At 66.7% G+C, this 21,160-nt stretch carries 26 protein-coding genes; 17 read left to right on the top strand and 9 right to left on the bottom strand.

What is annotated here, in order from left to right; translation table 11 throughout:
• Positions 1 to 92: 92 nt before the first annotated feature.
• Together RPR59_RS14805 and RPR59_RS14800 are read right to left on the bottom strand one after the other, a co-directional pair.
• Positions 93 to 620: an OmpA family protein gene (locus RPR59_RS14805; protein ID WP_313915364.1), complete on the bottom strand. Its 528-nt coding sequence runs from the start codon at positions 618 to 620 to the stop codon at positions 93 to 95.
• On the bottom strand, positions 617 to 1,285 hold the full coding sequence (locus RPR59_RS14800) for a motility protein A (RefSeq protein WP_313915361.1): 669 nt from the start codon (positions 1,283 to 1,285) through the stop codon (positions 617 to 619). The genes RPR59_RS14805 and RPR59_RS14800 overlap by 4 nt, the downstream gene beginning before the upstream one ends.
• Positions 1,286 to 1,537: 252 nt before the next feature.
• Between RPR59_RS14800 and flgB the strand changes: the two genes are divergently transcribed.
• The 13 genes from flgB to RPR59_RS14735 all read left to right on the top strand — a co-directional run bounded on the left by flgB (position 1,538) and on the right by RPR59_RS14735 (position 12,120).
• Positions 1,538 to 1,894, top strand: coding sequence for a flagellar basal body rod protein FlgB (flgB, locus tag RPR59_RS14795; protein WP_313915359.1), 357 nt, complete (start codon positions 1,538 to 1,540; stop codon positions 1,892 to 1,894).
• Positions 1,895 to 1,896: 2 nt separating this feature from the next.
• Complete coding sequence (flgC, locus tag RPR59_RS14790) at positions 1,897 to 2,304, top strand: flagellar basal body rod protein FlgC (protein ID WP_313915357.1); 408 nt, start codon at positions 1,897 to 1,899, stop codon at positions 2,302 to 2,304.
• Between the two features lie 2 nt (positions 2,305 to 2,306).
• Positions 2,307 to 2,993, top strand: coding sequence for a flagellar hook assembly protein FlgD (locus RPR59_RS14785; protein WP_313915355.1), 687 nt, complete (start codon positions 2,307 to 2,309; stop codon positions 2,991 to 2,993).
• Positions 2,994 to 3,014: 21 nt separating this feature from the next.
• Positions 3,015 to 4,271 carry a flagellar hook protein FlgE gene (locus RPR59_RS14780; RefSeq protein WP_313915354.1) on the top strand — a complete coding sequence of 419 codons (1,257 nt, stop codon included), beginning with the start codon at positions 3,015 to 3,017 and terminating at the stop codon, positions 4,269 to 4,271.
• A 29-nt stretch (positions 4,272 to 4,300) separates the two neighbouring features.
• On the top strand, positions 4,301 to 5,047 hold the full coding sequence (flgF, locus tag RPR59_RS14775; protein ID WP_313915353.1) for a flagellar basal-body rod protein FlgF: 747 nt from the start codon (positions 4,301 to 4,303) through the stop codon (positions 5,045 to 5,047).
• 13 nt (positions 5,048 to 5,060) lie between these two features.
• On the top strand, positions 5,061 to 5,849 hold the full coding sequence (gene flgG, locus RPR59_RS14770; protein ID WP_313915352.1) for a flagellar basal-body rod protein FlgG: 789 nt from the start codon (positions 5,061 to 5,063) through the stop codon (positions 5,847 to 5,849).
• A gap of 7 nt (positions 5,850 to 5,856) precedes the next feature.
• Positions 5,857 to 6,531: a flagellar basal body L-ring protein FlgH gene (locus tag RPR59_RS14765; RefSeq protein WP_432280271.1), complete on the top strand. Its 675-nt coding sequence runs from the start codon at positions 5,857 to 5,859 to the stop codon at positions 6,529 to 6,531.
• Between the two features lie 20 nt (positions 6,532 to 6,551).
• Positions 6,552 to 7,655: a flagellar basal body P-ring protein FlgI gene (locus RPR59_RS14760; RefSeq protein WP_313915350.1), complete on the top strand. Its 1,104-nt coding sequence runs from the start codon at positions 6,552 to 6,554 to the stop codon at positions 7,653 to 7,655.
• Positions 7,655 to 8,005 carry a rod-binding protein gene (locus RPR59_RS14755; RefSeq protein ID WP_432280270.1) on the top strand — a complete coding sequence of 117 codons (351 nt, stop codon included), beginning with the start codon at positions 7,655 to 7,657 and terminating at the stop codon, positions 8,003 to 8,005. The genes RPR59_RS14760 and RPR59_RS14755 overlap by 1 nt, the downstream gene beginning before the upstream one ends.
• Entirely contained in the window at positions 8,002 to 9,342 is a 1,341-nt protein-coding gene (gene flgK / locus RPR59_RS14750) for a flagellar hook-associated protein FlgK (RefSeq protein ID WP_313915346.1), read from the top strand. The genes RPR59_RS14755 and flgK overlap by 4 nt, the downstream gene beginning before the upstream one ends.
• Positions 9,343 to 9,347: 5 nt before the next feature.
• On the top strand, positions 9,348 to 10,238 hold the full coding sequence (gene flgL / locus RPR59_RS14745) for a flagellar hook-associated protein FlgL (protein WP_313915344.1): 891 nt from the start codon (positions 9,348 to 9,350) through the stop codon (positions 10,236 to 10,238).
• Positions 10,239 to 10,347: 109 nt separating this feature from the next.
• The gene (gene motA, locus RPR59_RS14740) at positions 10,348 to 11,211 is read left to right on the top strand and encodes a flagellar motor stator protein MotA (protein ID WP_313915341.1); all 864 of its coding nucleotides are present in this window, start codon (positions 10,348 to 10,350) and stop codon (positions 11,209 to 11,211) included.
• A gap of 3 nt (positions 11,212 to 11,214) precedes the next feature.
• Positions 11,215 to 12,120, top strand: coding sequence for a flagellar motor protein MotB (locus RPR59_RS14735; RefSeq protein WP_313915339.1), 906 nt, complete (start codon positions 11,215 to 11,217; stop codon positions 12,118 to 12,120).
• 4 nt (positions 12,121 to 12,124) lie between these two features.
• On the opposite strand, the gene RPR59_RS14730 is transcribed toward RPR59_RS14735, so the two are convergent.
• Positions 12,125 to 14,806, bottom strand: a complete 2,682-nt coding sequence (locus RPR59_RS14730; protein ID WP_313915337.1) for a TonB-dependent receptor — start codon at positions 14,804 to 14,806, stop codon at positions 12,125 to 12,127.
• A gap of 288 nt (positions 14,807 to 15,094) precedes the next feature.
• Between RPR59_RS14730 and RPR59_RS14725 the strand changes: the two genes are divergently transcribed.
• Positions 15,095 to 15,811: a FadR/GntR family transcriptional regulator gene (locus tag RPR59_RS14725; protein ID WP_313915335.1), complete on the top strand. Its 717-nt coding sequence runs from the start codon at positions 15,095 to 15,097 to the stop codon at positions 15,809 to 15,811.
• Between the two features lie 78 nt (positions 15,812 to 15,889).
• Here RPR59_RS14725 and RPR59_RS14720 read toward each other — a convergent pair whose 3' ends face one another.
• The 5 genes from RPR59_RS14720 to RPR59_RS14700 form a co-directional block, all read right to left on the bottom strand.
• Positions 15,890 to 17,176, bottom strand: a complete 1,287-nt coding sequence (locus RPR59_RS14720) for an arsenic transporter (RefSeq protein ID WP_313915332.1) — start codon at positions 17,174 to 17,176, stop codon at positions 15,890 to 15,892.
• Positions 17,176 to 17,604 carry an arsenate reductase (glutaredoxin) gene (arsC, locus tag RPR59_RS14715; protein ID WP_313915331.1) on the bottom strand — a complete coding sequence of 143 codons (429 nt, stop codon included), beginning with the start codon at positions 17,602 to 17,604 and terminating at the stop codon, positions 17,176 to 17,178. Before arsC ends, RPR59_RS14720 begins: the two co-directional genes overlap by 1 nt.
• A gap of 11 nt (positions 17,605 to 17,615) precedes the next feature.
• Positions 17,616 to 17,945 carry an ArsR/SmtB family transcription factor gene (locus RPR59_RS14710; RefSeq protein WP_313915329.1) on the bottom strand — a complete coding sequence of 110 codons (330 nt, stop codon included), beginning with the start codon at positions 17,943 to 17,945 and terminating at the stop codon, positions 17,616 to 17,618.
• A 78-nt stretch (positions 17,946 to 18,023) separates the two neighbouring features.
• Positions 18,024 to 18,821 (bottom strand): MFS transporter, encoded by a 798-nt coding sequence (locus tag RPR59_RS14705; protein WP_349254886.1) that lies wholly within the window; start codon positions 18,819 to 18,821, stop codon positions 18,024 to 18,026.
• A complete protein-coding gene (locus RPR59_RS14700) occupies positions 18,734 to 19,024 on the bottom strand; it encodes an MFS transporter (protein ID WP_313915325.1) in 291 nt (96 codons plus the stop codon). Before RPR59_RS14700 ends, RPR59_RS14705 begins: the two co-directional genes overlap by 88 nt.
• 128 nt (positions 19,025 to 19,152) lie before the next feature.
• On the opposite strand from RPR59_RS14700, the gene RPR59_RS14695 reads away from it, so the two are divergent.
• A complete protein-coding gene (locus RPR59_RS14695; protein WP_313915322.1) occupies positions 19,153 to 19,533 on the top strand; it encodes an Rrf2 family transcriptional regulator in 381 nt (126 codons plus the stop codon).
• A gap of 4 nt (positions 19,534 to 19,537) precedes the next feature.
• On the top strand, positions 19,538 to 19,750 hold the full coding sequence (locus RPR59_RS14690; protein WP_313915320.1) for a hypothetical protein: 213 nt from the start codon (positions 19,538 to 19,540) through the stop codon (positions 19,748 to 19,750).
• Between the two features lie 189 nt (positions 19,751 to 19,939).
• On the opposite strand, the gene RPR59_RS14685 is transcribed toward RPR59_RS14690, so the two are convergent.
• The gene (locus RPR59_RS14685) at positions 19,940 to 20,185 is read right to left on the bottom strand and encodes a hypothetical protein (protein ID WP_313915318.1); all 246 of its coding nucleotides are present in this window, start codon (positions 20,183 to 20,185) and stop codon (positions 19,940 to 19,942) included.
• 307 nt (positions 20,186 to 20,492) lie between these two features.
• On the opposite strand from RPR59_RS14685, the gene RPR59_RS14680 reads away from it, so the two are divergent.
• Positions 20,493 to 21,116, top strand: coding sequence for a DUF4142 domain-containing protein (locus tag RPR59_RS14680; protein ID WP_313915316.1), 624 nt, complete (start codon positions 20,493 to 20,495; stop codon positions 21,114 to 21,116).
• Positions 21,117 to 21,160: the final 44 nt, after the last annotated feature.

Raw genomic sequence — 21,160 nt, 5'->3', positions numbered from 1 at the left:
CATCGTCAGCACTACGAATGCGCAAGGATTTGCCTGCGTGCAGCAAGAGCCGTGCCGAAACGGGCGGCAAGGCGGCAATGCCGGGCGGCAGATCATTGCCGCCCCCCGGCATAGCCGAGCGAAAGCGTCACCGAGCGTCGGCGGTCGGCCGCCGGGCGGGTGATGACAATCTGGTCCGGCCGCACCGCGCCGACCGCGATCAGCGCCTCCGCCACCGCGCGGGCGCGAGCATTGGCGAGCAGCATCGCGCTGCCCGTGGCGGGATCGACATCGGCGGCCGTACCGTCGGTGCCGCCGGCGATTTCGATCGCCGTTCGCGGGTCGCGCGCCGCGCCGCGTGCCCAGGCGATGGCAGCCGGGGCCTGGGCCGGAAGAACGGCGCTGCCGGGGGCGAATGCACCGACGCGCGCGCGGTCCACCGGCATCGGCGACGGCGCGGCTTCGGCATGGACGAAGCCGGCGCGCAGGCTGTCGGCCAAAGCGGGGCCGTCGAGATGATCGTTGGCCTGCAGAAACACGAAGAACCCGATGAGCAACAGGCCGAGATCGGCAAGCGTGGTCAGCCAGAGCGGCCGGCGTTCCGGTGCGGTGCCGAACCGCGAAAGGGCCGAGCTGGTCACGCCGCTTCCGCGCGAAGCCGCGGCTGGTGACGGCGTGCGAAGGCCACGAGGGGCCGTTCCAGGCGACTGCGCTCCAGCGCTTCGATCCGGGCCAGCCGGCGCAGTCTGCCGGCAATCGGCGCGGCGATCAGGCTTGCGATGATGGCGCCGTAGAGCGTGGTCAGCAACGCGACCGCCATGGCGCCGCCGATGCGGGTCGGATCGGTCATCACGATGAACAGCCGGACGAGCCCGACCAGGGTGCCGATCATGCCCATGGCCGGCGCGATTTCGGCGACGGAGATCCAGGTGTCGGCCGCCGCGAGGTGGCGCTCGGTACGGGCCAGTTGCGAGGCGGCGATCGCCCGACGCACCGTGTCCGGCCCGTGTCCGTCGACGATCGCTTCGGCCGCGGCGGCGACATCGCCGTCGCGGATGATCGAGCGGTCGAGCTGGATCACGCCGTGCCGGTCGGCGATGCGCGAGAGCGCGTCGATCTGCCGGAGCGTTTCATCCGCGCTCCAGGGGCGCCGGGTCAGTACGGCGAGGGCGCCGACGGCCCGGCCGAGGTCGTGGCGCGGTGTGCGCAGCACGACGGCCAGCGCGGTGCCGCCCAGAACGATGGCGAGGGCCAGCGGATCGAGAAACGGCCCCATCAGCGCCGGCAGGGAAATGGTGGCTGTCATGCCTCGCGCCTTTGCAAGCACTGCGCCAAATGACGCGGCGAGCACCGCACCGGCTGCGCCGCGCTGCCGGCGGGCACGGCAGCCGGTCTGCGTCCGTGCAGCGCCTTGCCGGCAGGCGGCAAGATGTTGCCGATCGCGCCGCCAGGGCGCCGGTTTCGGTGGATTGGCCCAGCTTTCACGGCCATCCTGCCAAAACTGGCACGGCCATTGCTTATCCAGTCGGGAGCGCAATTCCGCGCCAGGAGGCCTGCAATGGCGGACAACTCACTTTTCGGCGTGCACGGTGCAGCGCTCATGGTGCGTTCGAAGCGCATGGGGCTGCTGGCATCGAACATCGCGAACGCGTCCACGCCGGGATATCAGGCAAAGGATCTCGACTTTTCCGAGGCGCTCGCTTCGGTCGAGCGGTCCGGCGTCGCGGGCGCTGCGCATGCGATCGACGATGCCACGAAATATCGCGTGCCGCTGCAGGCTTCGATGGACGGCAACACGGTCGACCTTTCCACCGAACAGACCGCCTTCGCGGAGAACGCCGTCGCCTATCAGACGACGCTGTCCTTCCTGAACGGGCGGATCGGCACGATCACGCGCGCACTGAAGGGTGAATGACGATGTCCAATCCCATGAGCATCTTCGACGTGGCCGGGCGGGCGATGTCCGCGCAACTGGTGCGGATGAACACCACGGCGTCGAACCTCGCAAATGCCGGCGGCGTGGCGACGACGCAGGACGACGCCTACCGGTCGATGAAGCCGGTGTTCCGCACGCAGTACGACGCGGCATCCGGCATGGCCACGGTCGATGTGCAGAAGGTGGTCGCCGCCGGCGCCGATCCGGTGAAGCGGCATGATCCGGGCAACCCGCTCGCCAACGCCGATGGCGATGTCTTCGAGAATGCGGTCGACGAGACCCGCGAGCTGGTCGACATGATGGAGGCGGCGCGCACCTATCAGAACAATGTCGAGGTGATGCAGACCGCCAAGTCGCTGATCGTCGACACCCTCAAGCTGGGACGCTGATCATGGCGACATCTTTCGACAACACGATGGCCGATCTCGGCATTACCCGATCCAGTTCGGCGAGCCAGGCGCTGGCCAACGCGACCGGCAAGTCGACGCTCGGCCAGGAGGATTTCCTGACGCTGATGACGGCGCAGATGCAGAATCAGGACCCCTTCGATCCCATCGACAACACCCAGATGGTGTCACAGATGGCGCAGTTCTCCTCGCTTTCGGGGCAGGAGGAAATGAATTCCACGCTACAGGCGATCGCCGCCAAGCTGGGCGCCACCAGTTCCGTCGACGCCCTCGGCTGGGTCGGCAAGACGGTGCTGACCGAAGGCGACACCGCCTATCCGCTCAGCGACGGCAGCCTCCAGGCGGCGGTCGAGCTGGACGAGGACGCAACCGACGTGACCGTCGTCATCCAGGACGCCGACGGCAAGTTGATGCGCCGCGTGTCGCTCGGCCCGCAGGAGGCGGGCACGGCCCAGTTCGTCTGGGACGGCACGACCGAGGACGGCGAATCCGCCGGCACCGGTCCGTTCACCATCACCACCCAGGCCGAGAATGCGGACGGCGACGTTGCCAGCCGCACGCTCGTCTGGGCGCCCGTCAACTCGGTCCAGATGACCAATGACGGCGATCCGCTTCTCAGCCTGCCCGGCCTCGGACAGGTCCCCGCATCCGCCGTCCGCAGCGTCGGCTGAGTTCCAACAGGAGTTAAGATCATGGCCTTCTACACTTCGCTTAGCGGCCTTCAGGCGGCCCAGACCGAGATGTCGACCATCTCGCACAATCTCGCCAACGTCTCGACCGACGGCTTCAAGAAGAGCCGCACGGCCTTCGCCGACGTCATCGCCTCCAGCCTGTCGGTCAGTCCGGACCAGATGGTCGGTTCGGGCGTCGCGACCAAGAGCATCACCCAGCAATTCGGCCAGGGCACGCTGAAGCAGTCGGGCTCCTCGCTCGATCTCGCCATCGCCGGCGACGGCTTCTTCGCGGTCAAGCCCAAGCTCGACACCCAGGACGTGAACTTCACCCGTAACGGCGGTTTTTCGGTCGACAGCGACCGCTATGTCGTCGACGCGCAGGGCGCGCACCTGCAGGTCTATCCGGTCGATGGCAGCGGCGCCGTCGTCGCCAGCGGCCTCGATCAGGCGATCAGCCTGCGCCTGCCGCAGACCAGCGGCGAGCCGAAGGCGACCTCCAGCGTCGCGCTGGGCGTCAACCTGAACGCCAGCAGCGAGGTGCACACCGAAACGTTCGACCGGTTCAACACCGACACGTTCAACCAGTCGACGTCGACGACGATCTACGACGCCGAAGGCAATGCGCAGACGATGACCAGCTATTTCGTCCGCAAGTCGGCGCCCGATGCGTCCGACCCGACCAGCGGCAGCACCTGGGAAGTCCACAATTTCGTCGGCGACCAGGAGCTTCAGCCGAGCCCCGTGACCGCGCAGTTCGACGCCGGCGGCAACCTGACCGCGCCAACGGCGCCGACGACCTTCAACGCGGTCACGCCGAGCGGCAGCGCCACGCCGCAGGTCATCACCTTCGACATGTCGTCCTCTACGCAGCTTTCGGGGCCGTTCTCGGTCGCCACCCGTACCCAGGACGGCACCGCGGTCGGCCAGCTCCAGGGCGTGACCGTCGATTCCGAAGGGATCGTCAGCGCGAGCTTCTCCAACGGCGAGACCAAGGCGCTGGGCAAGGTGGCGCTCGCCAACTTCTCCAATCCCGGCGGTCTGCGTCAGCTCGGCAACAGCAACTGGACGACGTCGGCGCTGTCGGGTGAACCCATCATGGGCGCGGCCGGCGAAAACGGCTTCGGCTCGCTGATGTCGAGCATGGTCGAAGGGTCGAACGTCGACATCACCGAGGAACTGGTCGGCCTGATCGCCGCGCAGCGCAACTTCCAGGCGAACGCCAAGGCGCTCGATACGTCGAGCAAGATCAGCCAGGCGATCTTCAACATCCAGTGACGATCGGTTGAACGGACGGGGAACGCACGATGGACCGCCTGATCTATACCGCCATGTCCGGCATGAAGAGCCAGATGACGGCGCAAGCGGCGATCGCGAACAATATCGCCAACGCCAACACGACCGGCTTTCGTGCGGACCGCGTCAATTTCGACAATCTGATGGTCGAAGGCGACGGCTTCGATACCCGCCGCCCCACGACCGGCGACGTGGTCGACATGGACCGCGATCCCGGTGCGATCGAACAGACCGGCCGGGCGCTCGACATCGCCGTAGGGTCGGATAGCTGGATCGCGGTACAGGCGACCGACGGCAGCGAGGCCTATACCCGGCGCGGCGATCTTTCGGTCGCCCCGTCGGGCCTCCTGCAGACCGGCGACGGCTTCCCGGTGATGGGGTCGGCGGGTCCCATCACCCTGCCGCCTTATGATGCGCTGACGATCGGCGAGGACGGCACGATCTCGATCCGGCCGCTGGGCTCGGAACCGGGAACGCCGCCGCAGGTGATCGACAAGATCAAGCTGGCGAGCGCCGAGGGAACCGACACGGTGAAGGGGACCGACAACCTCCTCCACGTCCGCGGCGGCGGTGTGCTGCCGCAGGATCTCGGCGGGCAGGTGGTCTCCGGCGCGCTGGAACAGTCCAATGTCAACCTGACGCAGTCGCTGGTCGACATGATCGAGAACCAGCGCAGCTACCAAGTGCAGGCCAATCTCCTGCGCGAAGCCAAGAAGATGGATGAAGGCGGCGCATCGCTCTTGCGCATGCCCAGCTAAGGGAAACCGACCGATGAGCAATGCGGCAATGCATATCGCGCGGACCGGGCTCGACGCCCAGGACACGCGCATGCGGGTGATCTCCAACAACCTCGCCAACGTCAACACGACGGGGTTCAAGAAGGATCGGGCGGCGTTCGAGACGCTCGCTTATCAGACGGTCACGGCGCCCGGCGCGGCGAGCACCGCGCAGACCAAATACGCCACCGGCCTGAATGTCGGCACCGGCGTTCGGGTGCAGGGCACGGCCCGCATCGATACGCAGGGGTCGCTGCAGACAACGGGCAACTCGCTCGACCTGGCGCTGGACGGCGACGGCTATTTCCAGGTGCAGATGCCCGACGGCACCAACGCCTATACCCGCGCCGGCAATTTCTCGCGCTCGCCCGAGGGGCTGCTCATCACCTCGGAAGGGTATCAGGTGATGCCTGGCATCTCCGTGCCGGAGGACGCCACCGCGATCACGGTCGGCAGCGACGGCACCGTCTCTGCCACCATCGACGGCCAGACCGAGCCGAGCGAACTGGGACAGATCCAGATCGCGAGCTTTCCGAATCCGGGCGGGCTGCAACAGACCGGCGACAATTACCTGATCGAGACCGCGGCGAGCGGCGCCGTCAACATGGGCGTCGCCGGCGACCAGGGGCGCGGCCAGATCCGCCAGGGAATGCTGGAAGGTTCGAACGTCAACGTCGTCGAGGAGCTGGTCGACATGATCGAGACGCAGCGCGCCTATGAGGTCAATTCCAAGATGATCAAGGCGACCGACGAAATGCTGCAATATGCCAACCAGAACGTCTGAGATGGTGATGCGCACGCTCCTTTCCGCCGTCGCCGCCATCGGCGCGCTCGTCGCGGCGATCACCGTCGGGCCATGTGCGCAGGCGCGCGATCGCGACGGTCCGCTTTATTCGCGCACGCTGCCCATGCCGCCGGCGCCGCCTGCGGCCAACGGCTCGATCTTCCAGCCGTCGCAGGGTTACGCCGGCCTGTACGAGGGACAGCGCGCCGGGCAGGTCGGCGATCCCGTCACCATCGTCCTGGTCGAACGGACCAAGGCGACGAAATCGGCCGGGTCGACGCTGGACAGTGATGGCGGATTCTCGCTGCTGCCGCCGACGACGGGGCCGCTGTCGCTGTTCGATCCGACCGATATCGGCACCAGCGGCTCGCGCGGGTTCGACGGCGCCGGGTCGGCCGGCCAGTCGAACGCGCTGTCGGGCGAGATCACGGTGACGGTCGCGGCGGTCTATCCCAACGGCACGATGCTGGTGCAGGGGCGCAAGCGGCTGACGCTCAATCGCGGCGACGAATATGTCGAGATCCGCGGGATCGTGCGGCGCGCCGACATCACCGCGGACAACCGCGTGCCCTCGACCCGCGTCGCCGATGCGCAGATCGCCTATACCGGCAAGGGCGATGTCGCCCGCGCTTCCCGCCAGGGCTGGCTCAGCCGCTTCTTCCAAGTCATCAGCCCGTTCTGACGGCGCCTCCGGGGGAACCCATGACAACCTTGCTCCGCATCCTTCTCGCAGCGCTCGCCACCCTCGTCGTGGCCCAGCCGGCCATGGCCGAACGCGTCAAGGACCTGGGAAATTTCCAGGGCATCCGTTCCAACCAGCTCGTCGGCTACGGCATTGTCGTCGGCCTGCCGGGGACGGGCGACGACAATCTCGAATATACCGTCCAGTCGGTGAAGGGCATGGCCTCGCGCTTCGGCCTGCAGCTTCCGCCGGGCGCCAATCCGGGCCTGAAGAACGCAGCGGCGGTGATGATCACCGCGAATCTTCCCGCATTCGCGAAGCCGGGCCAGCGGATCGACGTGACCGTGGCGGCGCTCGGCAAGGCCAAGAGCCTGCGCGGCGGCAGCCTGATCCTGTCGCCGCTCCACGGCGCCGACGGCCAGATCTATGCCATGGCGCAGGGCAACCTCGCCGTGGGCGGATTGAGCGCGGACGGCGCCGACGGCTCTTCCATCGTGGTTAACGTGCCGTCCACGGGACGCATCCCGGAAGGCGCCACGGTCGAGCGCGCGGTGAACACGGGGTTCGCCAGCACGCCGTATCTGACGTTCAACCTCGCCGAATCCGATTTCACCACCGCGCAGCGCGTGGCGACCGCGATCAATGCCCATTTCGGCCGCGGGATCGCCGACGCCGTCGACGGTGTCTCCATCCAGGTGGCCGCGCCGCAGGGAGCGGGCCTGCGCGCCAACCTGATGAGCGAGATCGAGAATGTCGACGTGCATCCGGCCGAAGCGCCGGCGCGCGTGATCGTCAATGCGCGGACCGGCACCGTCGTCATCAATTCGGCGGTACGCGTGGCGCCGGCCGCGGTGACGCACGGCAAGCTGACGGTGCGCATCGACGAGCAGCCGCGCGTCAGCCAGCCGGCGCCGTTCAGCCAGGGGCGGACCGCTATCGTCTCCGACAGCGTCGTCGGCACCGACGAGGAGCGCAACCCGATGTTCATGTTCGCGCCGGGCCCGAAGCTGGCCGACATCGTCAAGGCGGTGAACGCCATCGGCGCCTCGCCCAGCGACCTCGTCGCGATCCTCGAGGCGCTGAAGGAGGCCGGCGCGCTCAAGGCCGACCTGGTGGTGCTGTGATGCAAGGGGTGACTTCCACCGTGAAGCCGGACGGCGTCGCCGGCGACAGCAGCCGGCTGAACACGCGCGCCAATCTCGACCAGGCCGGCGAACAGTTCGAGGCGATCTTCGTGCGGATGATGCTGAAGTCGATGCGCCAGGCGAACCTTGCCGATCCGCTCTTCGACAACAAGGCGACCGAGCAGTTCCGCGACATGCAGGACCAGCAGCTCGCGCAAACGATGGCGGCGACGACGCCGCTCGGCATCGGCGAGGCGATGACCGACTTTCTCGGCCGGGCGCAAGGTTCGGCCGATCCGGTCGTTACCCGTGTCGAACCCCCGACCGATAGCGAGGATGGCGGCTCATGAGCGATTTGCTGTCGATCGGCGCGAGTGGCGTGAAGGCCTATCAGACGGCCCTCACCACCACGTCCGAAAATATCGCCAATGTCGGTACCGACGGCTACAGCCGGCGCACGACCGACCTGCGCGAGATCACCGCGTCGAACAGCTATCGCACACGTTCCGCGCTCAGCGGCCAGGGCGTCTCGGTCGACGGCGTGTCACGCCAGGTCGATCAGTTCCGCATCGCGGAAGTCCGCGTCGCGACGGCGGACCTGTCGCGCACCCAGGCCGGCATCACGTCGCTGCAGCGCATCGACAATGCCCTGTCGGATTACAAGCTCGGCGATCGGCTGACCCAGTTCTTCAACAGCGCCACCGCGGTCGCGGCCGATCCCTCGGCAACGGCACCGCGCGCTACCATGCTCGAAGCCGCCGAATCGGTGGCCGACGCCTTTGCCGGCAGCAGCAGGCTGCTGGATGCCGCCGCGGCGGATATCGACGACCAGGCGGGCCTCGCGACGGCCAAGCTGAACGAGGCCGCACAGGCGCTCGCCAAGATCAACAGCTCGCTCAGCCGCACCGCCGCCGACAATAGCGGTCACGCGCAGCTTCTCGATCAGCGCGACCGAATCCTGGAGGAGATGAGCGAGCTTACGCATGTGAGCATCTCGCTCGACACCTTCGGCCGCGCGACCGTGAAGGCCGGCAGCGCCGATCGCCCGCTCGTGGAGGGCGATCATGCCGGTACGGTGAACTTTTCGCGCAACGAGGAGGGCGTCCTCCAATTCTCGCTGACCTTTCAGGGCGAGCGCTCCTATCTGGAACCCAATGGCGGCGCGCTTTCCGGCATGCAGGACGGCGCCCAGCGCATCGCGGCCACCTCGCAGAAGCTCGACCAGCTCGCCCAGGCCTTCGTGGAGGGCGTGAACGACGTGCAGGCTCCCGGCGAGGATCTGAGCGGCGGCGAGGGCAAGCCGCTGTTCGCCATTTCCGACGGCGCCGGCACCGTGTCGCGGGCGCTCGACGATCCGGCCGACATCGCCGCTGCGACGCCGGGTGCCGGTGCGCGCGACAACGGCAACCTCGAAAAGCTGGCCGAGCTTCGCACGACCGGCGGATTCGAAAACGGGATCACCGCCATCGTTACCGACAATGCCACCGTGCTGTCGGGGCGCGAGACGCTGGTCGATGCGCAGGAGGCCATTCTCGAAAAGGCGGTGTCGCTGCGGAATTCGGCATCGGCGGTCAATCTCGACGAGGAAGCGGTCGACCTCTTGCGCTTCCAGCAGGCCTATCAGGCGTCCAGCCGCGTCATCCAGGTCGCGCGTGAAACGCTGCAATCGCTGCTCAACATGGGGTAAGGCGCATGCGGATTTCCACCACCCAATTCTATGATCGCTCGATCAGCCGGCTCGACACGCTGAACGCGCAGGCGGACAAGCTGCAGACCCAGATTGCGACCACCAAGCGCTTCACCAGCGCGGCGGAAGATACGCTCGCCTTCCAACGGGTCAGCGTGCTCAACCGGCTTGCCGCCGACGACACCGCTTACGGACGCAACATCAAGACCGCGCAGGCTTCCCTCGACCAGGCGGATACGACTCTGTCCGGCATCACGAGCCAGTTGCAGCGGGTCAGCGAATTCGCCGTACAGGCCAATAACGGCACCTATTCCGACAGTGACCGCGAAGGCATCGCAGCGACGCTGGACGCAATCCTCGACGACGTATTGTCGCTGGCCAATACCAAGGATTCGCGCGGCCAGCCCCTGTTCGCGGGGACGGGGGGCACCACCGCCTTCACCCGCGATGCGTCGGGAGCCATCACCTATGCCGGCTCGGGCCCGGAAGCGACGGTGCCGATCGACGCCGAAGATTCCATGGCGGTGTCGACCGATGGCGAGAAGCTGTTTTCCGGCGCCGGCGGCGGCGTCGACATCTTCGCCGCCATTTCCGATCTCGCCGCCAAGGTGCGGTCGGGCGCCAGCACCGGCGATTCGATCACGACGCTGGAAAAGGCGATGCAGCAGGTGACGACCGCCCAGGCGTCGATCGGCGCACGGGGCGCGCGCCTGGAGCTTGAAAGCGCACGCCTCCAGGACGTGGCGACCGACCGCGAGGCGCAACGTTCCGCGCTGGAGGATACCGATGTCACGTCTGCGATCGCCAACCTGCAGAAGACGCTGACGGCGCTGCAGGCGACCCAGGCGAGCTTCACCAAGCTCGAGGGATTGTCGCTGTTCGATTATCTGCGGTGATTACCGATTTCGTAACCAAGATGGGCGAGGGTGCGAGGCCGACACGGATTGCCACGGCGCCGTCGCATGGCGCGATGGCGCGCACCTAGCAGCGGGGTTTCTGACGTTTATGTTTCCAGCAATCGGCCTTGTCGTCCTGCTCGTCATGGTGTTCGGCGGCTTCGTCTTCACCGGGGGCGCGCTCGGACCCGTGATGGAGGCGATTCCGCACGAGATGATCATCATCGGCGGCGCCGCCGTCGGCGCGCTGATCATCGGCAATTCGACGAAGGAACTGAAGGCGCTCGGTTCCGGCCTGGTCAAGGTGCTCAAGGGTCCGAAATACAAGAAACAGGACTATCTCGACACCATCTTCCTGGTCTCCAAGCTGATGAAGATGCTGCGCACCGACGGCCCCATCGCGCTGGAGCCGCATGTCGAGGAGCCGCAGTCTTCCGCCATCTTCGTCGAATATCCGCGCCTGCTGGCCGACAAGACGCTGGTCAACCTGATCGCCGACACGCTGCGCCTGATCGTGGTGTCGTCCGGCACGCTCGACGTGCATGCGGTCGAAGAGGTGATGGATAACGCGATCCGCACCCACCATCACGAGGTGGAAGGGCCGCAGATCACGCTCCAGTCGCTCAGCGACGCGCTGCCGGCGCTCGGCATCGTCGCCGCCGTACTGGGTGTGGTGAAGACGATGGGCTCGATCGACAAGCCGCCGTCCATTCTGGGCGGGATGATCGGCTCGGCGCTGGTCGGCACCTTCATGGGCGTGCTGCTTGCTTACGGTATCGTCGGCCCGCTCGCATCGCGCCTGAAACAGGTCATCGATGCCGATGCCGCGATCTATCACGTGGTCAAGCAGATCATCATCGCGTCGCTCCACGGCCACCCGCAGCCGCTGGTGATCGAGGCCGCCCGCTCGGGCATCCAGCACGCGAACCAGCCCGGTTTCGGCGAGGTGTTCGACGGCCTCAGGGGGCGCTGATCCATGGCCGCGCGGGCACCACACGGCTCCAACCAGCCGCCCAAGGTGATCGTCAAGAAGGTCTATGTCGAAGGACATGGCGGCCATCACGGCGGCGCATGGAAAGTCGCTTATGCCGATTTCGTGACGGCGATGATGGCCTTCTTCCTGCTCCTCTGGCTGCTCGGCGCCACGACCGAGAAGCAGCGCAAGGCGCTGGCCGACTATTTCACGCCGACGCTGGTCGAACTGAAGCAGAACAGTGCCGGCTCGAACGGCATGTTCGGCGGCTCCTCGCTGGTCGACAAGGACAATTATCCGCACCGCGCGACGCAGACCGGCACGCGTTCGCTGACCGTCCCGATCAACGCCCGCGGCGGCATCAAGGAAGGGTCCGGCGAGGAAGGCACACTGCGCAGCCGCCGCGATCTCGCCGCCGAAGACAAGCGCAATTTCGACAAGCTGCAACGCCAAATCCGCGAGCGCATCGCGAACTCGCCCAAGCTGGCGAAGCTCGCCGATCATGTGCGCTTCGTCGCAACCCGCGACGGCATGCGCATCGACCTTGTCGACGATGCCGATTATTCGATGTTCGCGCTGGGCACGACGCAACTGGTGCCGGAGGCCGACAAGCTGATCGGCATGATCGCGGAAACGATCGCGCCGATGGCGAACCCGATCATGATTCGCGGCCACACCGACAGCCTCGCTTACGGCGACCCGACCAACATGAACAACTGGATGCTGTCGAGCGGCCGGGCAGAGGCGACGCGCAGGCGGCTGGCCGAGGGCGGCGTCGGCGGCGACCGCTTCGACCGGATCGAGGGCGTTGCCGACCGCGAGCCGATGATCGCCGACAACCCGGCCGACCCGCGCAACCGCCGCGTGGCGATCACGCTGCTCTACCGTCGCGGCACGTTCGGCGAGTGACGCGTCAGAAGAACAGCTTGCGCACGCTGATCCGGATCGTGCGGCCCAGCGGATCGATATAGCCGGGCTGATAGCTCAGCGGCACGGTGCCGTCGGGGGTCGTCACCTCTTGCCGGGCATTGAAGATGTTGTCGACGCTCAGGCTGACGCGGGTCCCGCGCAGCCAGGAATGGTCGCGCACCAGCGATCGCTGTTCGCCCAGATTGGCGAAGATCCGCAGGTCGAAGGTGGCGAGGTCGGAAAAGCGCAGGGAATCCCCGCCCGAAACGCCGCCGTCCACCGTGGTCGCGCTTTGCCAGCTCGCCTCGGCGCGCAGACCGAGCCCGTTCTTGAAGTAACCGGCGCGCGCCTCGATCTCGTGCCGGGGCTGGCCGCCGTTGTCGCCCGTCGCCGAACCGTTCAGCAGGTCCAGCGGCGCCACGCCGTCGCGGATGAAGATCTTGTCCTCGAGATGGATGGTGTGGAAAACGCTGAAATCCAGCCGGCCGCCGCGGCGCCCGTGGCGTCCGCCGCCACCGCGCCCGCCACGCCGACCCGACCGCTGCTCGCCGCCGTCCGAACCGTTCCCGGCCTGCTGTCCGCCATCGCCGTTCTTCCGCTCGCCCTGCGCTTGTGGTGGTTGCTGCGGCGTCTCGGCCTGGAGCCGCTTGCGGAAATCGATGCCCCAGCGAAGCTGTTGCCGCCGCGATTGCTGGAAGTTCACCGGGCGGCGATCGACCTGAACCAGCATGCCCGAGGAATCGCGAACGAACCGGTCGGGAAAGGCGGCTTCAATCTCCGCGGTGGCGGACGGGAAGGACGCGATGGGATCGTCGATCCGCTCGCGGATATATTCGGTGGAGATGCGCAGGTCCTGGTCGCCTTCCAGCGGTTTCCAGTCCAGGCCGACCTTCAGCACATGGCGATTGTCGGCGCTGAGGCCGGCATTGCCGCCGGATATCGCCGTCACGTCCACCGTCTGACCGGTGACATAGTCGAAGATGCGCGTGTTGGGGGTGGAGATGACGGGATTGTTTAGCTGGCTTGCCGAAGGTGCGCCTTCTTCCTGGGTATAGCTGACGGTCATGCGGACCGGGTCGACCGGCTCCCAGTGAAAGCCGCCGCCCAGCGACGTCAGCGTGCCGAAGTCCGACAGTTCGGCGACCTGTGCATTGCCGTTGATCGACAGATTGCCGAGCGCCGACAGCACGCCGCGGCTTTCCCGCGCGATCGGCACGTCGACGTTCAACTGCGCATTGGCGCGGTCGCGACCGATCCGGCGCGACTGGAAGATGCCGCCGGTGGTCGATTCACTCTTCAGGTCGCTGGTTTCGAACTCGGTCTTCAAAGAGGTCGACACCTCGCCCGCCGGCAGCGAAAGCGGGCTGCCGTTGATCAGCGTATCGATGCTTCCCGTGCTGGAAACCGAGCGTGCGCGGTCGGTCAGCACCGGCGGGGCCAGCAGGTCGAAGGGGTTGGCACCCGGATCGCCGGCGGTGAGTGCGGCCTGCAACGCGGTCGTATCCACGCCGCGATCGGTTCGCGTCTCGGTGACGGCACGGTCATAATTGCCCGTGGCGGACCATTGCCAGCCGGAGAACTGGCCGTTGAGCGTGACGCCGCCGTGCCCGGTAAAGCTTTCCGACTTGCGATCCAGTGGATCGGCAGGACGCGCATACCGATAGAGCGTCACGTCGTTCGCGAAGGGCGAGAACGGATTGGCGGCGGGCAGGTCGAGCGCGAAGCCGGCCAGGCCCTGCAACGCCTGCGTATTTTCCTGTTCCAGCCGGATGTTGCCGGTGGCCGACATGTCGCCCAGCGGACGGGCGAGGATGGCGTTGAGGCTGTAGCGCTGGCTGGACGGCTGCAACGTGCGGTAGCGCGTGGTGTCGGTGACGTTGGTCGCGCCCGCCGTGGCGGCGAAATCGCCGAGCGACGGACGGGTGTTGCCGGCGGGAACCCCCGCCTGCGTGACCGGCTGGCCCGCTTGTGCGCTCAGGGCCGGATCGATCTCTCCGCCATCGGCGCCGACGACGTTGCCGAACAGGTCATAGGGGGAATCGGTCTCGGCGGCGACGATGTCGCGTTCGCTCTCCAGCAGTTTCGAGGTCCGCTCCGCCTCCAGGTCGATATTCAGCCGCTGGTCGCCGTCAATCGCGACATAGTCGGCTTCCGCCTCGAAATTGTTGGAGCCGCCGCCCGTCGGCACCTTTTCGTCGAGATCGGCGGTATAGGCCTTGAAATGTTCGCGCAGGACGAAGTTCACGACCCGCTGGTCGGCGCGATAGCCGTATTTCAGCGCGACCTCTTCGGGCAGGATGTCGACACGCTCGATCGCCTCGGTCGGCAGATCGCGGATTTCGGAGAAGCCGGAAATGCGTTGGCCGTTCAGCAGCACGACCGGCCGGCCCGAGCTGCGCCCTCGTCCGCTCGATGTCTGCGGCGACAGCGCGTCGAGCAATTCGGACACCGATGCCGCGCCATAGGAGCGGATGTCGCCGGCATCGAGCTGTTCTTCGGGTGGGATGTCGCCGATCACGGCGCCCCTTTCCCGGTTGGCGGTGACCACGATCTCGTCGACCGGCTCGCCACCGCCGGAAGCTGTTTCTTCTTCCGTGTCGTTTTGCGGATCGGCCTGCTGCGCGGCGATCGCCGCGGGCGCGGTAGCGAGCAGCAGGGCGGCGGCCAGACCGGGATATTTCAGCATCGAGGGAACTCCGTGGTTACGCGTCAACGGGCCGGGCGCGTTGCCGACGGGCCTTTCCTAAGTCTCGAATGTCGCAAAAGTTTCCCAATCGGGCAGCGGGGGCAAAAATTCGTGAACCGAACCTCTGGTTCCTGCATCTCTGCGACCTTTCCTCCGACCCGCGCGCACCTACCGCAGCCGCGAGCCTGCGCTTCGTGATTGCATTGCGCGACGTTGGACGCGACAAAGAGAAAAACGACCAAGATCGGGAGAAACGCCGTTGACGGGCACTCGGAACGGAAATCGCATATGACGTCGGCCGACCCGCGAGACCAATTGGGCCGCAACCTGACCTATGGTCTGCTCGACAATCTGGGCAGGGCGATCATCACCGGGGTCTATGCCGACACGCCTTTCCCCACGGAAGGCGAATTGGCGAAGCAACACGGGGTCAGCCGTTCGGTCACGCGCGAGGCGGTGAAGATGCTGACCGCCAAGGGATTGTTGAGCGCACGGCCGCGTCAGGGCACGATGGTGCAGCCGTCGGGCAACTGGAACCTGTTCGATACCGACGTGCTGCGCTGGATGCTCGATCGCAGCTTCTCGGTGGAGTTGCTGCGCGAGTTCAATCAGCTTCGAACGGCGATCGAGCCGGAAGCGGCAGCGCTGGCGGCGGCATTCGGCGATGCGCAGCAGCATGCGGCGATTTCCGCCGGACTGGCGCGTATGCAGGCTGCCGACCGGGGCGAGGACGACGTGCTCGACGCCGACATCGCTTTCCATGTCGCCGTGCTGCAGGCCTCGGGAAATCCCTTCTTCGCGCAGTTTCGCGATGTCGTATCGACGGCGCTGCGCCATTCGATCCGCTTCACCAATCGGATCAAGGGGCGTTCGGCCAGCGTGGTCGACCATGCCGCGGTGTGCGACGCCGTCCTCGCGCGCGACGCCGACGCCGCGCGGATATCGATGCGCCGCATCATCGGCGATGTCCTCGATCTGATGGAATCGGCAACGGCCCCCGAATAACCGCGCCGCCTCGATCGCGAACCGCGAATAGGAAAATCGGCGAAGTCGCGCCATCGGAAACGTCTCTCTCGATCGGAGTCATGCCAGCGACAGCCTGAGCGCCAGCGCCGCGAGCGTTACCAGCAGGATCGGCGTGGTCAGCGTGAGCCCCACGCGGAAATAATAGCCCCAGCCGATCCTGACGCCCTTCTGCCCGAGTACATGGAGCCAGAGCAGCGTGGCGAGCGAGCCGATCGGGGTGATCTTCGGCCCCAGATCGCAGCCGATGACATTGGCATAGACCATCGCCTGATGCACCGCGCCGCTCGCTCCTGTCGCGTCGATCGACAGCGCGCCGACCAGGACGGTCGGCATGTTGTTCATGATCGAAGACAGCAGGGCGGCGAGGATTCCGGTGCCGAACGCCGCGCCCCATACCCCGCCTTCCGCCGAGCGCGCCAGCAGCCCGGCGAGCGCGGTCGTCAGGCCGGCATTTTTCAGGCCATAGACGACGAGATACATGCCGAGCGAGAAGATCACGACCTGCCACGGCGCTTCGCGGACGACCTTCCGCGTGGGGATGATCCGGCCTTTGGCGGCGATGGTGATCAGCACGATCGCACCCGCCGCCGCCGTGGCGCTCACCGGCACGCCCAGCGGATCGAGGACGAAGAAGCCGATCAGCAGCAACGCCAGCACCACCCAGCCGGCGCGAAACGTGGCGCGGTCATGGATCGCCTCGGCCGGGGCGCGGAGCTGTGCGACATCGTAGCGGCGCGGAATGTCCTTGCCGAAGAAGAGCAACAGCGCGGCGAGCGTCGCGGCGGTCGCGGCGAGGTCGACCGGGACCATCACCAGCGCATAATCGCCGAAGCCGATATCGAAGAAATCGGCCGAGACGATGTTGACGAGGTTGGAGACGACCAGCGGCAGGCTGGACGTGTCGGCGATGAATCCCGCCGCCATGACGAACGCCAGCGTCGCCTTCTCATTATAGCCGAGCGCCCGCAGCATCGCGATGACGATCGGCGTCAGGATCAGCGCCGCGCCGTCATTGGCGAACAGCGCCGCGACGCCCGCGCCGAGCAGCACGACCAGCGCGAACAGCCGTCGCCCGTCGCCCCCGCCCCAGCGCGCGACGTGCAGCGCCGCCCATTCGAAGAATCCCGCGCGGTCGAGGATCAGGCTGATCAGGATCACCGCGACGAACGCAGCCGTCGCGTTCCAGATGATGTCCCACACCACCGGAACGTCGGACAGCGCGACGACACCGGTCAGAAGTGCGACCAGCGCGCCGCCCATCGCGCTCCAGCCGATGCCCAGCCCGCGCGGCTGCCAGATCACCAGCGCGATCGTGGCGACGAAGATCAGGATGGCGAGCAGCATCAGGCGATGCGCTGGCCCGATTCGCCGACGACCCGTTCGCCGTCTTCCTTCACGAAGGCGCCGCGCTGTGGCGACGGCAGGATGTCGAGCACCGTTTCCGATGGACGGCACAGCTTCACGCCGAGCGGGCTCACCACCAGCGGTCGGTTGATGAGGATCGGATGCGCCATCATCGCGTCGATCAGCGCCGCGTCCGACAGGCTTTCGTCGCCCAGGCCCAGTTCGCCATAGGGCGTGCCCTTTTCGCGCAGCAATCCGCGCGGCGCGACCCCGGCCCGCGCGATGAGCTGTTCGAGCATCGCGCGCGACGGCGGCGTCTTCAGATATTCGATGATATGCGGCGCGATCCCGGCGTTGCGGATCATTGCCAGCACGTTGCGCGAGGTGCCGCAATCGGGATTGTGATAGATGATGACATCGCTCGGCACGGCGCGTTCCTTCAACAGCAGGCGAGGTCGGCGATAAGCGGTTCGCACAGGTCGGCACTGCCGTTGCAGCAATCCCGGGCGAGGAACAGCATCAGCGCGCGCAGCCGTTCGATATCGGCTCGCTGGATCATCTGCCGGCCGCGCTTTTCGGGCGTCACCAGGCCGGCGGCGACCAGCACCGCCAGATGGCTGGAAAGGGTGCTCTGACCAAGGCCCGACGCCGCAACCAACTGGCCGGTCGACAGTCCCGCCGGCTCGGCCCGGACGAGCCGGCGAAAGGCATCGAGCCGCGTCGGGTGCGCAAGCGCGGACAGCGCCGCAAGAGCCGCATCGGTATCCATTGATCACCGAATATCGGTGGCCCGCGCCGACGGCAAGACCCATCGTGAATTTTCGATGATTCGTGCGCCGCCGCGGCCTCACGCGGTTGCGGTATCGGCAACGTCCAGGCTGCGCAGATCGCGTCCGCGCGTCTCGCGGCCGAACCAGACGACCAGCACCAGCGCCACTGCGGTCGGCGCAAGCATCAGCACAGCGGCGTTCTCCAGGTCGGGTTCGAGCGCGAGAACGCCCAGAAGCTGCGCGATCAGCGCGCCACCCTTGCTGCACGCCGCCACCCAACCGGTCGCCCGGCCGCGCACGCGCAGCGGGAAGCTTTCGGCGGTATCAGGCAGCAGCGTCGCGATCACGCCGTTGATGCCCAGGATCAGCAGCGCCACCGGCAGCACCGGGCTGCCGCCGATCCAGGCGAGCCAGAATATGCCGGCAAGGCCGAGGAGCGTCAGCGCGATCATTGCGGTCACGGTCCGCTTGGTGCTCCAGCGGCTATAGAGCGCGGCGGCGACGAACACCATCGGCAGCGCGATCAGCGCCGACTTGGCGAGCAGCGCGCTCGCGATCTCGACGCTGTAGCCGCGCGCGACCAGGTCGGCCGGAAGCCACAGGATCAGCCCGAAATTGATCAGTCCCCAGGCGAGCGCGGTCAGGCTGAGCGCGGCCAGCTTGCCGGTCATCGACCTGGGCATCGGTGCGGCCGGTGCGGCGCTCGGGACCGTGTCGCGCTTCACCTCGGCATGCGCACCGAAGGCCTGCATGATGCGCTGCGCCTCGCGCCGCCGGCCGCGGGCGATCAGATAGGCGGGCGATTCGGGGAACAGCGCAGCAGCGCATAGGTGACGGGCAGCATCCCGCCCGCGGCCAGGCCCATCAGGAAACACATGAAGATGTGCCAGCCGAGCGAGGGCATCGCGCCGCAGATCGAGGTGCCGACGAACATCACCGCCGACAGGAGAATCGATGCCTTGCGGCCGTAGAGATCGGCGATCGCGCCCCACAGGACCGATCCGGTCACCGTTCCCGCGATGGCGGAGAAGGGCACCAGCGCCGCATGGGCGGAGGTCACGCCATATTCGGCCTCCATGCCGGCATGGTTAACCCCCGCGTCGCCGGCTTCATTACGTCGATGGTCAGCGCGACGACGAGCACCATCATAAGCCGCCAATGCGCGGGGCCGAGGGCTGCATCCTCCGGCGCGGCGACGGTAATCGCATGCGTATCGTGCGCGACCGCCGCCTTGGCGGGAAGCAGATCTCGCGCAACCATCTCACAAAGGTTGTGCATGGCCTGGCCAGGGCCGGCTTTGTCGACAGCGTTCGCGGGCGTGCGGGCGGCATCCGGCTGGCCCGCCCGGCCGACGAGATCAGGCTGGGCGAGGTGTTGCGGATGACCGAGGAGGGTTTCGACCTGGTCGACTGCGCCAATTGCGTCATCGCCCCCGCCTGCGGTTTGACCGCGGTGGTGAATGAGGCGCTGCGCGCCTTTTTGGCGGTATTCGACAGCTATTCGCTGGGCGACATATTGGGCAGGCGCGACCAGTTGCTGGCCGTTCTGGACGCGCAGCGGCGGGTTCCGGACCTGGAGACGGCCTGAACCGATGGAACAGATCGTCGAACGCATTGCGGTAACAGGCGACGATCTCACGCCGCTGCAAGTCCTGCGCTACCGTTTCCTTCGGGCAGAGGAGACCGATGCCGGAAAGCGGGTTCGCATCGGTGCCGAACGGCTTGCGCTGAGCAGCGGTGAGGCCGTTCGGCCGCTGAACGGTTCGGAATTCCTCGTCATTTCCACCGGCCTGGTGCGCCGTTGAATACGCGGCGAAGCGCGACAGCGCTGACCGCTACCGCCGGGTTCGGGAGGGGAACAGACATGCCGTCCGCCTTCACAGGGTTGGGAAGCTACCGGGCGTGCGCTGCATCCCGTGCGATCGGGGGAGCGCCGCGCTGACAGATGGTGTAGCACCGGACCCTTGCCTGAAGGCGTCCTGCGATCGGCCGTCTTACGGCTTTGACTGGTAATAGCCCGGGGGATCGCTGGCAGGGAAGGATTCGTCCGAGGCCTCGTCCACCTTGTCCCAGTCGCGACGCGGCGCATCGCGCATGCTTTCTGCGCCGGCCGGCCGCACATCCGAATCGCTGTCGACGGGCGCCTCGCGTTCTCCGTTCTGCTTCTGCTTCTGCTTCCATTCCGTTTCACGAGCCTGCTTCGCCGTCGTGTCGCTGTTGGGCGCGTTCTCGATGCTCATAGGAATCTCCGCTCGCCGAACCCGGTTCTTCGGCCTCGGCCTTGACGAGGAGACGACTCCCGCCGCCCTTGGTTCCACCGCAAACGCCGCCGCGGCAATGACCAACAAATGCGGGCGGCAATTGTGTGCGGGTTCCCGCCGCCGGATCGGGAAGCCGATGGGCGCATACAGGCCGGCGGAAGAGTTCGGGGATCGTGCGCGGGCCGGCAGCTATCGGGGTCGAAAAGCTCGCCGCGCTGGCAGATCAGGAACAATAACCGCGCCGCTGCTTTGATAACGCTTGGATATGGTATCAGGAGAGAAGATCATGCGCGTATTTGCGTCCCTTGCCGTGCTCGCCCCGGTGCTCGCTTTGGCGGCATGTTCCTCTGACCCGAATGGCGCGCCGGACAACAACGCCGCAATGTCCGGTATGTCCCGCGATTCGCTGATGGGGAACGACGCCTTTGGCGGTGACATGATGGCGAACGAGCCGATGATGAACGGTGCCGCGCCAATGCCGACCGACGCCACCGCCTTCGTCAAGGCTGCCGGCGCCAGCGACCTGTACGAGATCCAGTCGGCCAAGCTGGCGCTGCAAAAGACCGAGGACGATGATATTCGCGAGTTCGCGAACATGATGGTGACCGACCATACGAAGACCACCGACGCTGTGAAAGCCGCCGCCAACAAGGCCGGCATGACGCCGCCGCCGCCCGCGCTGACCGCCGATCAGCAGCAGATGATCGCGCAGCTCAAGCCGCTGACGGGAGACGAGTTCGACAAGGCGTATCTCGCGCAGCAGACGCCGGCGCACCAGAAGGCTTTGACCATGCTGCGGAACTACGCCCAGAATGGCGACACGCCCGAACTCAAGGACGCCGCGCAACAGGCGGTGCCGATCGTGCAGAAGCATATCGACCGCCTGCAGGATCTGTCCAACCGATCGTGATCGGGGGCGACAGCGCCCCCGATCTCTCGCCCGCGCCGGGTTCC

Source organism: Stakelama saccharophila (assembly GCF_032229225.1).
Lineage (GTDB): Bacteria > Pseudomonadota > Alphaproteobacteria > Sphingomonadales > Sphingomonadaceae > Sphingomonas > Sphingomonas saccharophila.
The sequence above is the reverse complement of the archived record's forward strand: the minus strand, read 5'-3'. Positions and strand labels throughout refer to the sequence as shown.

Bases quoted from the DNA above. Each gene is read 5' to 3' on its own strand.
- RPR59_RS14785 (WP_313915355.1), top strand. From the start codon at position 2,307: ATGGCGACATCTTTCGACAACACGATGGCCGATCTCGGCATTACCCGA.
- RPR59_RS14765 (WP_432280271.1), top strand. From the start codon at position 5,857: ATGCGCACGCTCCTTTCCGCCGTCGCCGCCATCGGCGCGCTCGTCGCG.
- RPR59_RS14730 (WP_313915337.1), bottom strand. From the start codon at position 14,806: ATGCTGAAATATCCCGGTCTGGCCGCCGCCCTGCTGCTCGCTACCGCG.
- flgB (WP_313915359.1), top strand. From the start codon at position 1,538: ATGGCGGACAACTCACTTTTCGGCGTGCACGGTGCAGCGCTCATGGTG.
- RPR59_RS14780 (WP_313915354.1), top strand. From the start codon at position 3,015: ATGGCCTTCTACACTTCGCTTAGCGGCCTTCAGGCGGCCCAGACCGAG.
- flgC (WP_313915357.1), top strand. From the start codon at position 1,897: ATGTCCAATCCCATGAGCATCTTCGACGTGGCCGGGCGGGCGATGTCC.
- motA (WP_313915341.1), top strand. From the start codon at position 10,348: ATGTTTCCAGCAATCGGCCTTGTCGTCCTGCTCGTCATGGTGTTCGGC.
- RPR59_RS14725 (WP_313915335.1), top strand. From the start codon at position 15,095: ATGACGTCGGCCGACCCGCGAGACCAATTGGGCCGCAACCTGACCTAT.
- RPR59_RS14800 (WP_313915361.1), bottom strand. From the start codon at position 1,285: ATGACAGCCACCATTTCCCTGCCGGCGCTGATGGGGCCGTTTCTCGAT.
- RPR59_RS14680 (WP_313915316.1), top strand. From the start codon at position 20,493: ATGCGCGTATTTGCGTCCCTTGCCGTGCTCGCCCCGGTGCTCGCTTTG.
- RPR59_RS14710 (WP_313915329.1), bottom strand. From the start codon at position 17,945: ATGGATACCGATGCGGCTCTTGCGGCGCTGTCCGCGCTTGCGCACCCG.
- RPR59_RS14695 (WP_313915322.1), top strand. From the start codon at position 19,153: ATGCGTATCGTGCGCGACCGCCGCCTTGGCGGGAAGCAGATCTCGCGC.
- flgG (WP_313915352.1), top strand. From the start codon at position 5,061: ATGAGCAATGCGGCAATGCATATCGCGCGGACCGGGCTCGACGCCCAG.
- RPR59_RS14685 (WP_313915318.1), bottom strand. From the start codon at position 20,185: ATGAGCATCGAGAACGCGCCCAACAGCGACACGACGGCGAAGCAGGCT.
- RPR59_RS14735 (WP_313915339.1), top strand. From the start codon at position 11,215: ATGGCCGCGCGGGCACCACACGGCTCCAACCAGCCGCCCAAGGTGATC.
- RPR59_RS14720 (WP_313915332.1), bottom strand. From the start codon at position 17,176: ATGCTGCTCGCCATCCTGATCTTCGTCGCCACGATCGCGCTGGTGATC.
- flgL (WP_313915344.1), top strand. From the start codon at position 9,348: ATGCGGATTTCCACCACCCAATTCTATGATCGCTCGATCAGCCGGCTC.
- RPR59_RS14755 (WP_432280270.1), top strand. From the start codon at position 7,655: ATGCAAGGGGTGACTTCCACCGTGAAGCCGGACGGCGTCGCCGGCGAC.
- flgF (WP_313915353.1), top strand. From the start codon at position 4,301: ATGGACCGCCTGATCTATACCGCCATGTCCGGCATGAAGAGCCAGATG.
- RPR59_RS14690 (WP_313915320.1), top strand. From the start codon at position 19,538: ATGGAACAGATCGTCGAACGCATTGCGGTAACAGGCGACGATCTCACG.
- flgK (WP_313915346.1), top strand. From the start codon at position 8,002: ATGAGCGATTTGCTGTCGATCGGCGCGAGTGGCGTGAAGGCCTATCAG.
- RPR59_RS14700 (WP_313915325.1), bottom strand. From the start codon at position 19,024: ATGGAGGCCGAATATGGCGTGACCTCCGCCCATGCGGCGCTGGTGCCC.
- RPR59_RS14760 (WP_313915350.1), top strand. From the start codon at position 6,552: ATGACAACCTTGCTCCGCATCCTTCTCGCAGCGCTCGCCACCCTCGTC.